Below are 13,032 nucleotides of genomic sequence, written 5' to 3'. Positions count from 1 at the left end.
TCCTCTTTCCTTGTCCATTAAACCACATCTTTCTCGTAAATTCACGAGTTTTCTTCTGAAAGCGCTTTATATGAAGCGTTTTCATCTTTTTAGCTGGATAATATTCCATATTTTTGTTGAATAACAGGTTTGTTTCCTGCTGTTAAACCATTAGCTCACTGTTAAAATCACACCCATGAATTTCCAATCCTTTTCTTTCTGATTGAGATCTATATTTTAATAAAATAACCGGACTTTCCCAGTCCTGCCGTTGATATAGGCAAGTAAAAAAACAACAGCGTTCTCTAGGCTATTTGCCTTTGAGCAACGCTGTGTTTTCGTTCATGATATTTACTGGAGAACGACGGTGTCGCCCACTTTCAGCCCTGACACAACCTCGACTTTATCCAGCGTCTGCAAGCCGGTCTCGATATCCTGCCGTTCAATCTGGCCGCCTCCCTTGTCCACCATGACGTAGGAGGTGCCTCCGTCCGTCATAACGGCAAGTTTAGGAACCACAACCGCCTTATCTTTTCGTTTGGTTACAATGTCTCCGTTCAGCGTCAGCCCGCCGATCAAACGATCTTCCTTCGGCAGCGAGATGATCACCTTAAACTGTGGCGTCTGGGAGGTTTGCTTCTCCTGAGCCGTCGTCTCGGCAAATTTGGCCACTTCCAGCACCTTTCCCTTCAGCTTTAGATCCTTGATGGACGGCAGCTTTACTTCAACCGCCATGTCCTGCTTAATGCTGAATATATCGTTTTCCCCGACATATGCCACTAATCGAAGAGAATCCAGGTCGACGATTTTGCCGATATACTGGTTCGCCGTCACCGATTGCGGCCGCTGCTGCGTCGGATCGAACAGAAACAGGCCTGTTGCGGGTGATAGGTATGTAGCTTTCTTCAGCCTGTCATTCAAGTCGGCCAGCGTCTGGCGTTCAATATCGTTGGTAACCTCGTCCAGCTGACTGCTCAGCCGAGCATTTTCCTGGTCTGCCAGCATTTTAAGGCGCTCGGCCTCCGTTCCTAACGCCGGGGCGTTATCAAGGTCTTGATTTAACGTGAACTCCTTCAGCTCCTGCTCCAGCTTCCGCTTCTGCAGCTCGGCTTCCTTCTGCTGAAGCTGCTGGCGAATGGCCGTTTGCTCCAATTTAAAAAGCGCATCGCCTTTCTTGATCTGCTGGCCGTTCTCTACGTTCCAAGACTCCACTTTCGCTTCAAAAGGTGCGTACACATTGGTCTCTCGCCCGTATTCGGACGTTCCCTTGACCTGCACGGTCGAGACGATGCTTTCCTCGGTTACGGGAAATGAGATGACCTGCGGCTCTTCCATCATGGGAATCTCGGGTTCTTTCGGTTTCACCTGTCCATATCCCCAATATCCCACCAAGCCCAGCACGGCAACGATAACCGTCCATTTTATGATTTTTTTTATCATACCGATTTAGCTTCCTTTCCGAAACTCATTATCCTAATCCCGCTTGATGGCCAGAAGTGCGTTCGTTCTTGCTGCACTGATCGCCGGATAGATCCCCGAGAAGATTCCGGTCATCACGGCGAATGCAATGCCGATCGGCAGCGTCTCCAGCGTAACCGCAATTTGCAGCCCAGACATGCCCGCCGAAGCCATAATGAATGAATTTAGTCCCTTGATGATCAAAAATGCGAATACGATGCCAAGCAATCCGCCAAGCAATCCGAGCAGGCTGGCTTCTACGATGAACATGTTGCGGATTTGCGGCATATTCGCCCCCAGAACCTTCATGATGCCGATTTGTCTGCGGCGCTGATGCGTAGACATCGTCATCGCTACGATGATCGATATCGAGGCCAATAACAGGATAAATACGCCGATGCCGAGAGCGATCGCTTTGAATGTATCCAATTGGGAAGCGACCTGATCACGCATAGCCAGATTGTCGCTAGCATTAAGCGCAAGCTTTGAGATCAATTCCTCGAGCGGTTTAATATGCTGCAGATCATCCACTTTGACGGTTAAGCTATCGTATACCCGTTGTTTCGAAGCTGTCCCATTTTGCAGTTTCAAACTATTTGTTAGCCATTCCGCCGTATCAAAGGAAATATAGGCCTGACGATCGTAGATCGCAAACTGGGCATCTCTCCCTGTAGGCACGTCCAGCACGCCTCCAACATAAAGCTGCGGGCTAAGCTGTTTCTTGTCACCGTCCATCTGCTCCAGCTGAATATTTTTACCGTTCATTTCCGATACGGTGCTCTCATACATCTGATATTCTTCCCATATCTTCGGATTGTTGGGATCAGTATTGATCATATTCATCAATCTTTCGCTCGTCTCTGCATCCTTCCATCCGGTTGTTGCCCCGTAATTGAGCACCATAGCACCGATCTGATCAAGCGGGCCGCCTTCCTTGAACCTGTTACCCTGCTCTTTGAGCTTTGACAGGTCCACGGCCACCACGTTGAAGCCGTCGTTGATCAGGTTGTCGGACGAAATGGCTCTAAAATACCCGAGTTGCTTAGTGGCTATAACGGATTTGACATGATCAAAGCCCTGAATCACCTGAACCTTATCATCTGTCAGCAATCCACGGTCTGCTCCGACCGCGGGGCCGCTGCCTTCCCCTTGCCCGCTTGAGCCCTGCGGAGTCACCGTAATTTCGTCAAGCTTCATGCCGCCTATAATTTCCGTCTCCAAATAATTTTGGGCGCCGTTGCCAATGCTGATCGCTACGATAATAGCCGCGCATCCAATCGAAATACCGGTCATGCACAGGGCTGTCACCACTTTACGGCGTTTGATCTGTCCCCATGCCAGCCGTATGCTGTCTAAAATTATCAGCTGACCTCACCTGCCTCCTCCGCATGAACCGGGACCCCAGACAGGGACGAAGGGGCGTTTGGCCCCCGTTGTCCTGCTGCTGGCGTTGTATAGTCCTCCGGCTGAACCAAATAACCGTCACGGAGCATAATCGTTTTTTTCATTTGAGCAGCGACTTCCATCTCATGGGTAACGATGACAAACGTCGTTTTCATGGACTCATTCAGCGCCATCATAATTCGGATAATTTCTTCTTCCGTCTTGGTGTCCAGGTTGCCCGTCGGCTCGTCCGCAAAAATTACGGAAGGCTCGGTAATCAACGAGCGCGCAATACTGACGCGCTGCTGCTGTCCGCCTGACAACTGGGACGGGTACAGTGAAGCCTTATCGCCGATCCCCGTCATCTCCAGCAGCTCCATCGCTTTCTTGCGGCGCTTGGACGGAGAAACGGATTGAAAGACCAGTGGAAGCTCCACGTTCTCCCGAACAGTGAGCGTCGGGATCAGCTCATAGGCCTGAAAAATAAATCCGATATGCTTGCGCCGGAAGACAGCAAGCTTGTTTTCCCCGTATTTGACAATATCCTGATCGGCAATATAAATATGGCCTTCCGTCGGCTTCATCAGTCCTGCCATTAAGTTGAGCAGCGTGGACTTGCCCGACCCGGAACTGCCGAGCAGGGCAATCATCTCCCCCTTCTGGACTTCGAACTGGATATTATGGAGCACCTTTAACACTTCGTTACCGTTCTTAAAGCTGTGCGATACATTTTCCAAACGCAACATGTTCGCTATTCCTTTCCGGTTCTTAATTTAACTCTCCTCGTCAGGAACTGCAGTAGGCGTGAATATCAAATTGTAGCTTTGGCTGCCCAGCGTGATCCGCTCATTCTGGAATTCGTCCACCAGGGTTAAGTTAAACCAACCGCCGCGAAGTTTTTTGTATTGCTCATCCGACAGCTCCATCGACACCGATCGGGTGCCCGGCACCTGGATATCGGTACCTGGCGTGAGCGTACGCTCCTGTGTCTGTCCGAGGCTGTCTTTGATGATTAAAATCAACTTGTGGCCGGAGTCGGCCGCAACGATGCTCTCGCTGCGTTTTACATCAAACGTGATATTCAGCGGAATGGAAGAACTGCCCTCCTGCAGATGTCCTACCGCTTTCGTAACCGAAACGTGGTAAGGATACCAATCGAGGTTCGTCAGTCCGGAGCTTACGGCTGGTCTGATCGGATTCAGCATCAATTTTTTCACGCCCATGACACCGGTAGCGTCTTTACCCGTCTCCGCAAGCTTGCTTCCGGTCATTGCCGTACCCAGAGCAAGCCCCAGTTCGCTTGCAGCCCCCTTCGGCACTCTGGCCCAAAAGACGATCGACTGCTTGGATCCCGGCTGAAGCGAGGCTTCCGGCTGAATGGTTTCCGCTTCGTAGATCTTGCCATCCGTGCTTTGGAAATACCCCTTCAGCACTGCTGCTTGAACGCGGCGCTGTTCATTGCTGGTCAGCAAGAACTCGGAATAGACAATATCGGAGTCCACGCCTTCATAGATGACCGTCCGCCGTTCCTGCGCCTCTGCGCGCTTACCAATCGCGGTAACCGTATACGGCTTCCCTTTCTCCAAGGTGCTGATCGACTGCGTCATGCCGGACGTGGTCATGGTAAGGAACGACGTTTTGGCTGTATCCTGCTGCGTAAACAGCTCGAAGCGGAGCGAACGGATATCCTTGGTATAAGGGATTCGCGCCATGACATATACCTCGGTTGATGACCCCGGGGGAATCAGGGAACCCTGCTCCTCCGCAATAACCTCCGAACCGGCCAGCGTCGTTTTTTCGTCCGCTGTGACGTTTACTTTAAGCTCAGGCAGCGGCAGCGATTTGGATTCCTGGGTATTCCGCAGACGCAGCTTCGCAACGATCAGATCCTGATCCTGCCATGGCAGACGCTGCATGGATTCCAGCGTGTACGCAAATCCTTTGGCCGTCTGCGCGTCGTACTCCACGCCGATCGATGATTTGCGTTCCGTTTGGTAAGGGATGGCAAAATATGCAATCGGCAGGGTCAATGACTCCTGGACCTCGGTGGTCGTCTCACTGCCCGGTTCACCCGAGCTCGCCGGCGGATTGGATGAGCTGACAGGGCCAGGTGCCCCGATCATTTGCAGCTTCAACCGGTCCTGCTTGAGATCAAGCGGAAGTGTTATTTCCATCACCATCGTTTTCTCTTCCCCGGGACGGAGTGTCAAACCCGCCTTGTTATCCGGAGTGTAAGGATGGAAGGAGCCTTCGGATGCTTTAATCGCATACTCGTAGGCCGGAATTTCCACCGATTTTTTCCCTTTGTTCTTGAAGGCCATCTCGATATTCCATATGCCCTGTCCCCCGGCGGCGCGCAGCGAAGCCTGGCGGATTCTGGCATCGACCGGAATGCCCTTGATGGTCAACTTCTTGGCCGCGCCAGCCGCGACATCCCACTTTGGTGCTGTTGCCGCAGGCAGCTTGAAGGATGCGACCGGCAACGACAGCTTCAGCGTTTCATCGTTTTCGGTCCACAAGAAACGCAAACCGGTCGTTTTAAGATAGGAGGGAACTTCTGTTATGTAATAAACCAGTTTCTTTTCTTTCGGCTGAACAGGCACACCCTCGGCTCCTGCCTCATGACGCAGAAGGAATGAACTGCCACTTCCCGTCACCAAATACGGTTCGAACCCGCGGTCATTCCATACCTTTCCGCCATGGTTCGTCATATACATCCCGACTTTGGCGATGACCTTCCCGTCGTACTTGATGATCTCCAGTGATTCAGCCTGTACGGTAACCGGACTGCCGCCCAGTTGCAGCTTGGAGCTCGAACCGGATGGTACGGCTGCTGAATAGTTGGCCGGCATCCTGTACGTTCCGACACGCTGCAGGTAGCCTTTGACCTGCGGATTCCATACGTCCATCACCAGCTTCATGCCGGACAAGGAGCTGCTATCGGTCTTCGCATAGTAGGTTACACTCAGGCTTTGACCGGGTTCTACCTTCTTCTTGGTAAGATCCTTGGAAATGGGATTGGCTGCCGTCACGGAACCGCCGGGAAGCACCACCTTGGGAAAATAAGATACCAGGCGCGCTGCGCTTTTCCCTCCGTTTTTATAAGTCAGTGTAAATACCGCCACATTCGTGCCGGTTTGCTGCCATATGTCGGCATGGTCAAGCTTTGCCGTGACGTTGTTGCCAAGTTTCACGCTCCAGGCGAGCGCTGCACCCTTCTGCGCAGTCGACTTCGTGATTTGCGATGGCTGCGTCTTAGATGCTGCAGCTTCCACTTGCGGTGCCGCAGCCAGAATGGCAGCCATCAGAATGGCAGCCACTCTGAGCTTTGTACTATTCATGTTATGTACCGACCCCTTTCTACCTCGACATATCCCTTGTATATCGACGTTTAATCATAGATTTGTTCAAGACTATATATATAACGACAAATTTCAAAGAAAAGTTTTCCATTAATATTCATTGCGCTGAAACAACGTTCCATCGTGCAAGAAATTAGCCCTCTGTCGACTTTTCAAACATAAAAGTTGATTTAATCACCCAAAACGGTTTAATATATGTAGTGTAGCCGGATTACATATTACGTTGTTCCGGGATGATAAAGACTTCCTGATGAAGGAAGACCCTTTCATCATAACCAAAAACTAAATTTACAGGAGGTTTTTACTATGGCATTTCAATTACCAGCACTTCCTTACGCAAACGACGCGCTCGAGCCTCATATCGACGCACAAACGATGGAGATCCACCATGATCGCCACCATAATACCTACGTAACCAACTTGAACGCTGCTCTTGAGAACGCTCCTGAGCTTCAAGGCAAATCCCTTGAGGATCTGATCGCTAACCTTGACGCTGTACCGGAAAGCATCCGCACAGCGGTTCGCAACAACGGCGGCGGCCATGCTAACCACTCCCTGTTCTGGGAAGTTATCGGACCAAACGGCGGCGGACAACCGACTGGCGCATTGGCTGATGCCATCAACAGCGAGCTCGGCGGCTTCGATAAATTCAAAGAAGATTTCGCAAAAGCGGCTACAACTCGTTTTGGCAGCGGCTGGGCTTGGCTCGTTGTTAAAGACGGCAAACTGGCAGTAACCAGCACACCAAACCAAGACAGCCCGATCATGGAAGGTCAAACTCCTCTCCTCGGCCTGGACGTTTGGGAGCATGCTTACTACCTGAAGTATCAAAACAAACGCCCTGATTACATTTCCGCATTCTGGAATGTAGTAAACTGGGAAGAAGTCGGCAAACGTTACGATAACGCGAAATAATATCGCTTAACTAAAAACCGATATCATACCAAAAAGGCTGCTTTCCGCTGTAGACCCTGTCTACCGCGAAAGCAGCCTTTTTATATCAATATCATGCTGTTACATTCCAAAGGGATTTTCGGCTTCAAGATGAGAAATACGAGTTCAGAATCCGAATGAACACATTCGGAAATGCGTAACGTTCCATGTCATGAACGTGAATCCAGCGAAAGTTCTCCTCCCCTGGCTCATAAGCCGCTGCACTCTCTGCTGCTTGCAGGGCTGCCGGCGGAACCTCGTGCCACTTACAGCGGTACACGCCCATATTCCATTGAATATGGCTAAAGGTATGCTCAGCGTCCATCACATGGCCGATCGGCAGAACCGGAACCCCTTCTTCCAGTAGGGCATCCCTCAATCGGTTCATCGTTGTCTCCTCCGACATCGCGGCCGGTACGCCGCTCCCTTCGGTCGATACAATTACATGCGGCAGCTCCCACATCCCTGCCAATAAACCAGTGGATGGACGCTTACGGATCAGAATCTTCCCTTCGTGCACGCCAGTGCCCTCTACAATCGCCGTAAGGCGGTATTCAGGACGCGGCGGCTTGGCCTTCGTCTTAATAGGAAGGGACTCCTCTTTGCCCTCAAACCGCGCTGTACAATGCTCCATCACCGGACATACCAGACATTTAGGAGACTTCGGCGTACAGATCAACGCCCCCAGTTCCATCAGCGCCTGAGTGAAATCCGATGCTCGCCCGTTCGGAACCAGCGTCAGCACCAGATCCTCCATCTTGGTCCGGGTTTTCACCTTCATAATATCTTCTTCAATCAAAAAATAGCGTGACAGCACACGCATGACGTTACCGTCCACTGCTGCGGCAGGAATGTTAAATGCGATGCTGCGAATGGCACCCGAGGTATATGGACCAATGCCTTTAAGTCCCGACACTTCTTCTTTGCCGCTCGGCATAACGCCACCATACTGCTCTGTCACCTGCCTGGCGGCAGCCTGAAGGTTGCGTGCCCGGGAATAATAGCCGAGGCCCTCCCAGCATTTCAATACATCGTCCTCCGGCGCATCCGCAAGCGACTGAATCGTTGGAAACCGTTCGATAAACCGGTGGAAGTAAGGAATTACCGTGTCCACCCGGGTCTGCTGCAGCATAATTTCAGATACCCATATATAGTAGGGATCGCGGTGCCTGCGCCATGGCAAATCCCTTTTGTTGATCTCATACCAATCCAAAAGCTCGTGGCTGAAGTATTGTTTGTGTTCCTTGTTATACATCTATAAGTAATCTCCTTCGTTATCCTTACTTAAATCTTCTCAACCACGGCAAAAGCGGAAGCCAGCGTGGCCTGATGCGAAATCGTCAAATGAATCGCATAATGGGCGGACTCCTCCATTCCAAGGCGGTCCCAGGCTTCCCGGGATAAACGTGCCTCAGGCCTGCCAAGAGCACCCGGCAGCACTTCGATGTCACGAAACCCGATTACACCCCCGATTCCGGAGCCAAAGGCTTTGGATATCGCCTCTTTGGCAGCAAAGCGCCCGGCAACAAACTCCGTGCGTTTCGCCCCCTTGCCGGCGGCAATGACCTGCTCGCCCTGCGTAAGCACGCGCTGCATGAACCTCTCTCCATGCGGGCCTGTCATTAACATCTCCATTCGCTTCATGTCCAGCACGTCATGTCCGATTCCGTAGATCACAATCGTCCGCTCTCCTTCATGGATCCAGTCTTCCTGTCCAAAAAAATATACTCCTACTTATTGTATCAGTCGATGTACCTCAACGCGAGACCAACAGTGTTACAACAACATGAATTGAATAAAATTGTTGTGTTTCAAATTTTATCCATATAGACTGTACAAAATAGCATGATTGAGGGGGAAGCATATTATGGGCTCATTGATTTATCACGTTGCCGTTTCGCTTGACTATTTTATCGCAGATCAAGCCATGATGGATGGGAGGATCGACCGCACTCTCTTTTTATTCGATGGGGAGCATGTTCCGGACTTCTTGGCAGAGATTCAGGAGTTTGAGGCTGTGCTGATGGGCGGTAAAACCTATGAGTTTGGATTTAAGATGGGGGCTAAGCCGGGTGAACCTGGTTACAAAGGACTCAAACATTATATATTCTCACGGTCATTAGAATTCGAATCCAATGATGAGGTTGAGTTAGTCAAGGAGGACGCCATCCCGTACATCCATAATCTCAAACAACGGACAGACGGTAAGCTCTGGCTGTGCGGCGGCGGGGAATTGGCAGGAAACCTGCTTCAGCATCAACTGATCGATCAGCTTGTATTAAAGGTCAACCCGGTAATAGTTGGTGACGGCGTTCCGTTGTTCGGCAGTGTCAAACCCCGGCTAAGACTCGAACTGGTCGATATGAAGCAATATGCCAACGGCGTTCTCAAACCGACCTACAACATCATGTATACCTAACCTAGTGCCTCGCTAATTAAATAGCCTTCCGGAGGGTATTTCTCCGGAAGGCTATTTGCTGGGTATTCGTATGTTAGATGCCTGGAATCGTATTGCGCTTGTGCGCGGTTTTATTGTAATAGCTCTCGAGCTTCTGCTGAACATCAGGATTGATCGTCTTGCCTTCCAGATAATCGCTGTTATCCTCGTAGCTGATTCCGAGCTCTTTCTCGTCTGTCTGACCTTCCCAAAGGCCGGCAGAAGGCGCTTTGTCCAGAATCGATTGCGGAACCCCCAAATAGGATGCGAGCATCCGAACCTGACGCTTGTTCAGGGAACTCAGCGGCGTAATGTCCACTGCTCCATCGCCCCACTTGGTATAGAAGCCGGTAATCGCCTCGGAAGCATGATCCGTGCCGACCACGATCAAATTCTGTTCGAATGCCAGCGCATATTGTACCACCATACGCACCCTTGCTTTCACATTGCCTTTGCCGGGAATGCTCATATGCTTATGAACACCGATATTCTTCAGGCCATGCTCTACCTCCAGTGCAACCTCGTTCACGGCTTCCTCGATATTGGTCTCGACGGTATATTTCAAATCGAAGGCCTTCGCCGTGGCGTAGCTGTCGGAAATATCAGCCTGCTCGCCGTATGGCTGGAACACCCCTAGTGTCTTGTATTCCTTACCGGTCTCCTCCGTAAGCTCGTCAGTAGCCCGTTTGCACAGACCGGCAGCCACCGCCGAATCAATCCCGCCGCTAATGGCGATCAGCAATCCGGAAGTACCCGAGTTCTTCACATAGGTTTTCAGAAAATCAACGCGCTTGCGTACCTCTTCCTCCACATTAATGGTAGGTTTGACACCCAGTTCGGCGATAATTTGTTCTTGTAGGCTCATGATAGATGACTCCTTTCAGTATGTTCTCTCTTTTATGAAGTGCTGTGCTCCTATAACAAAAGCCCCGCGGCTTCGGAATATGCCGAATGCTTCGGGGGCCTATGTAACTGCCGGATTATTGGCAGTAGCGATTGAATGCGTCGGTCAAATCCGCCGCGATTTCTTCTGCAGAACGATTCTCCACTTGATGACGCTCAATAAAATGCACCAATTCTCCGTCCTTCAACAGCGCAATCGATGGGGAGGATGGAGGATACGGAGCAAAATACTCGCGGGCTTTCGCCGTTGCTTCCTTATCCTGTCCGGCGAACACGGTATACAAATGATCCGGCTTCACCTGATTCTCAAGCGCTATAGCTACACCAGGACGTGCTTGCCCAGCTGCGCATCCGCATACGGAGTTTACAACGACCAGCGTTGTACCTTTCGCTGCCGGAAGCACTTCCTCCACCTCTTCAGGCGTTGTCAGCTCCTTGATTCCCAAGCTAGTCAGCTCATCCCGCATCGGTTGAACCATATCGCGCATATATCGGTCAAAAGACATACCCATAACTGCTTCACTCCTTATATAAACAAGATTGTTCGAATTATAACAGCTCATCGATATCTATATTATACAATCCTAAAGAGTGAAAGCAAGAAATACAAAACGAGCAGCATCACAAAATAGGATACCGCCCGTCTTTCATTGTTTCATTCTTTGAACTAGGTAGCAGGATAGTTTACCCCATCTTTTTTCTTGTCAACGATGGGCTCGCCACGGCGCTCTTTGTTTTCACGCTCCTGCTGCTCCTGTTGTTTGGAATCATTTTTACTCATCCGAATCCCTCCTTTACCCTAAGCTCTACCTTAGAATGCCTAATTACCAATCCGTTTATTCGGAAGCGGCAGCGCTCTCGGTTTCCGGTAAGCTTTGCAGGTAAGAGTGGACGGGAAAGGAAATAATGAAAACCGTTCCTTCCCCTAGCCTCGACTTCACATCAATGGTCCCGTGATGACGCTGTACAATGCTCATGCACAGGGCAAGTCCCAGCCCCGTTCCCTTGCTCTTCGTCGTAAAGAAAGGCTCAAACAAACGCTCCAGCTCATTCTCGGAGATGCCGATTCCCGTATCCGCAACATAAAGCAGGACCTGATCCCCATCGACCCGGGTTTCGATCGTCAACGTCCCCTTGTCGTCCATAGCCTCCATCCCGTTTCGGCACAGGTTCAGAATCAGCTGTTTCATCTCCTTGGCATTCAGATGCAGATGGGGAATTTCGGTTCCGAGTTTCAGCTCAATGCTCTGGCCGCGCAAATTCGCGTCAGCCCACAAGAGGGGACTGAGCTCATGTATAATGTCATGAAGGTGACACTCTTCTTTTTCTGCAACCCGGTTTTGGGCGAGGGATAAAAAATCGCTGATGATACCGTTAGCCCGATCGAGCTCCTCCATGACAATCCGGTAATAATGGTCCAGCGTATCCGGACTCTTCTCCTGCATCAGCTGCAAGAATCCACGCACGACAGCCATCGGATTGCGAATTTCATGGGTAATGCTTGCCGCCATTTGGCCAACCAAACTTAAACGCTCTACATTAATAAATTCCGTCCGAAGCCGCTCCAGCTCCGTAATATCTTCCATAATACCTACCGCACCCAAGATGTCGCCGTTCTCGTTATGTATAAGCGGATAAATGCCCGTGGAATACACCCTGGTAGCGCTTCGCATAATCTCACCGGTGCTTTCGATTCCATCTATCGCTCTATGAAACCGACTGCGCAGATGTTCTTTTTGAATCATGCCATCTAATAAGTCAAACAACGGTCTGCCGATCACATCCTTGGTCGACAGATTAGGAAACACGTTTCGAAAGCTGCGGATAAGCGGTTGATTAAAGGCGATGATATTGCCGCTTCGATCTACCGCGACCATCCCTAAAGGAATCATCTCCATCATTTTGGTTAACGATGACCACTCTCTGTTCTTCACATCATATTGGCCCGCGCCCAGACGCTCATTGGTTAATTCGATCCAATACACAATCATTCCAGAATAAAAAATGCCGATCAGCATATACAAAATGGTCACCAATATCGTATCCGGATTCAGAGCATCATTCTTAACCTTTCCTTCAATCGCGTGGGAGGCTACAATAATCAGCATGGCCGGAATAAGCGCGCTCCACAGCCAACAAATCTTCTCGGTCATGGAGCCTTTCCTGAAATTAGAGGTGATCCAAGGTAATAGCGAATATCCCAGAACCAGCATATTCAGGATGAGGCCGATCGTGGACCAACCATTAATCAGCCCTTGGCTTGTGATATACACAGCTGCAAGAAATAGCCCTGAACGACGACCTCCATATAATATGCCTAAAAATAACGGAATTACCCCAAGGTTGATCGGTACGTAATAATCGTTCATGGCCGAGATCAAGACACATAATACAGTGCTGATTCCGCATGCAATGACAATATGTTTGCGAAATCGAAGCAGATCATCCGGATTCTTCTTGTTCAGGCACTTTAGATGTCTGTCGAGGAGAAGCGGCAGATGAAAGATGAGTGTACCAGACAGCAAAACTTGCAGCAAAATATCTTTCCATAGGCTCAGCACAGTGATCGATCACCTC

The 13,032-nt window shown here is 50.3% G+C and carries 11 protein-coding genes; 2 read left to right on the top strand and 9 right to left on the bottom strand.

What is annotated here, in order from left to right:
• Positions 1-330: 330 nt before the first annotated feature.
• The 4 genes from MKY82_RS04375 to MKY82_RS04360 all read right to left on the bottom strand — a co-directional run bounded on the left by MKY82_RS04375 (position 331) and on the right by MKY82_RS04360 (position 6,161).
• A complete protein-coding gene (locus tag MKY82_RS04375) occupies positions 331-1,419 on the bottom strand; it encodes an efflux RND transporter periplasmic adaptor subunit (RefSeq protein ID WP_194540902.1) in 1,089 nt (362 codons plus the stop codon).
• 33 nt (positions 1,420-1,452) lie between these two features.
• On the bottom strand, positions 1,453-2,730 hold the full coding sequence (locus MKY82_RS04370; RefSeq protein WP_233354744.1) for an ABC transporter permease: 1,278 nt from the start codon (positions 2,728-2,730) through the stop codon (positions 1,453-1,455).
• A gap of 68 nt (positions 2,731-2,798) precedes the next feature.
• The gene (locus tag MKY82_RS04365; protein WP_339295561.1) at positions 2,799-3,566 is read right to left on the bottom strand and encodes an ABC transporter ATP-binding protein; all 768 of its coding nucleotides are present in this window, start codon (positions 3,564-3,566) and stop codon (positions 2,799-2,801) included.
• A 27-nt stretch (positions 3,567-3,593) separates the two neighbouring features.
• On the bottom strand, positions 3,594-6,161 hold the full coding sequence (locus tag MKY82_RS04360) for a hypothetical protein (protein ID WP_194540899.1): 2,568 nt from the start codon (positions 6,159-6,161) through the stop codon (positions 3,594-3,596).
• Between the two features lie 327 nt (positions 6,162-6,488).
• Between MKY82_RS04360 and MKY82_RS04355 the strand changes: the two genes are divergently transcribed.
• On the top strand, positions 6,489-7,097 hold the full coding sequence (locus tag MKY82_RS04355; protein ID WP_100540176.1) for a superoxide dismutase: 609 nt from the start codon (positions 6,489-6,491) through the stop codon (positions 7,095-7,097).
• A 124-nt stretch (positions 7,098-7,221) separates the two neighbouring features.
• On the opposite strand, the gene mutY is transcribed toward MKY82_RS04355, so the two are convergent.
• The gene (mutY, locus tag MKY82_RS04350) at positions 7,222-8,370 is read right to left on the bottom strand and encodes an A/G-specific adenine glycosylase (RefSeq protein WP_339295560.1); all 1,149 of its coding nucleotides are present in this window, start codon (positions 8,368-8,370) and stop codon (positions 7,222-7,224) included.
• A gap of 29 nt (positions 8,371-8,399) precedes the next feature.
• Entirely contained in the window at positions 8,400-8,792 is a 393-nt protein-coding gene (gene acpS, locus MKY82_RS04345; RefSeq protein WP_339295559.1) for a holo-ACP synthase, read from the bottom strand.
• A 190-nt stretch (positions 8,793-8,982) separates the two neighbouring features.
• Here acpS and MKY82_RS04340 point away from each other — a divergent pair, with 190 nt between their 5' ends.
• Complete coding sequence (locus tag MKY82_RS04340; protein ID WP_339295558.1) at positions 8,983-9,534, top strand: dihydrofolate reductase family protein; 552 nt, start codon at positions 8,983-8,985, stop codon at positions 9,532-9,534.
• A gap of 73 nt (positions 9,535-9,607) precedes the next feature.
• Here the strand turns inward: MKY82_RS04340 and nadE are convergent, their stop codons facing one another.
• From nadE to MKY82_RS04325, 3 genes are all read right to left on the bottom strand, one after another.
• Positions 9,608-10,417, bottom strand: coding sequence for an ammonia-dependent NAD(+) synthetase (nadE, locus tag MKY82_RS04335; RefSeq protein WP_071220892.1), 810 nt, complete (start codon positions 10,415-10,417; stop codon positions 9,608-9,610).
• A 115-nt stretch (positions 10,418-10,532) separates the two neighbouring features.
• Positions 10,533-10,967, bottom strand: coding sequence for a BrxA/BrxB family bacilliredoxin (locus MKY82_RS04330; protein ID WP_071220893.1), 435 nt, complete (start codon positions 10,965-10,967; stop codon positions 10,533-10,535).
• A gap of 324 nt (positions 10,968-11,291) precedes the next feature.
• On the bottom strand, positions 11,292-13,016 hold the full coding sequence (locus tag MKY82_RS04325; RefSeq protein WP_194540894.1) for an ATP-binding protein: 1,725 nt from the start codon (positions 13,014-13,016) through the stop codon (positions 11,292-11,294).
• Positions 13,017-13,032: the final 16 nt, after the last annotated feature.

The sequence above is a fragment of the Paenibacillus sp. FSL W7-1279 genome (genome assembly GCF_037969845.1).
Classification (GTDB): Bacteria; Bacillota; Bacilli; order Paenibacillales; family Paenibacillaceae; genus Paenibacillus_AQ.
The sequence above is the reverse complement of the archived record's forward strand: the minus strand, read 5'-3'. Positions and strand labels throughout refer to the sequence as shown.

Coding starts and splice junctions, on each gene's coding strand:
- MKY82_RS04360 (WP_194540899.1), bottom strand. CDS start 6,161: ATGAATAGTACAAAGCTCAGAGTGGCTGCCATTCTGATGGCTGCCATT.
- MKY82_RS04330 (WP_071220893.1), bottom strand. CDS start 10,967: ATGGGTATGTCTTTTGACCGATATATGCGCGATATGGTTCAACCGATG.
- MKY82_RS04340 (WP_339295558.1), top strand. CDS start 8,983: ATGGGCTCATTGATTTATCACGTTGCCGTTTCGCTTGACTATTTTATC.
- MKY82_RS04355 (WP_100540176.1), top strand. CDS start 6,489: ATGGCATTTCAATTACCAGCACTTCCTTACGCAAACGACGCGCTCGAG.
- nadE (WP_071220892.1), bottom strand. CDS start 10,417: ATGAGCCTACAAGAACAAATTATCGCCGAACTGGGTGTCAAACCTACC.
- mutY (WP_339295560.1), bottom strand. CDS start 8,370: ATGTATAACAAGGAACACAAACAATACTTCAGCCACGAGCTTTTGGAT.
- MKY82_RS04370 (WP_233354744.1), bottom strand. CDS start 2,730: ATGACCGGTATTTCGATTGGATGCGCGGCTATTATCGTAGCGATCAGC.
- MKY82_RS04375 (WP_194540902.1), bottom strand. CDS start 1,419: ATGATAAAAAAAATCATAAAATGGACGGTTATCGTTGCCGTGCTGGGC.
- MKY82_RS04365 (WP_339295561.1), bottom strand. CDS start 3,566: ATGTTGCGTTTGGAAAATGTATCGCACAGCTTTAAGAACGGTAACGAA.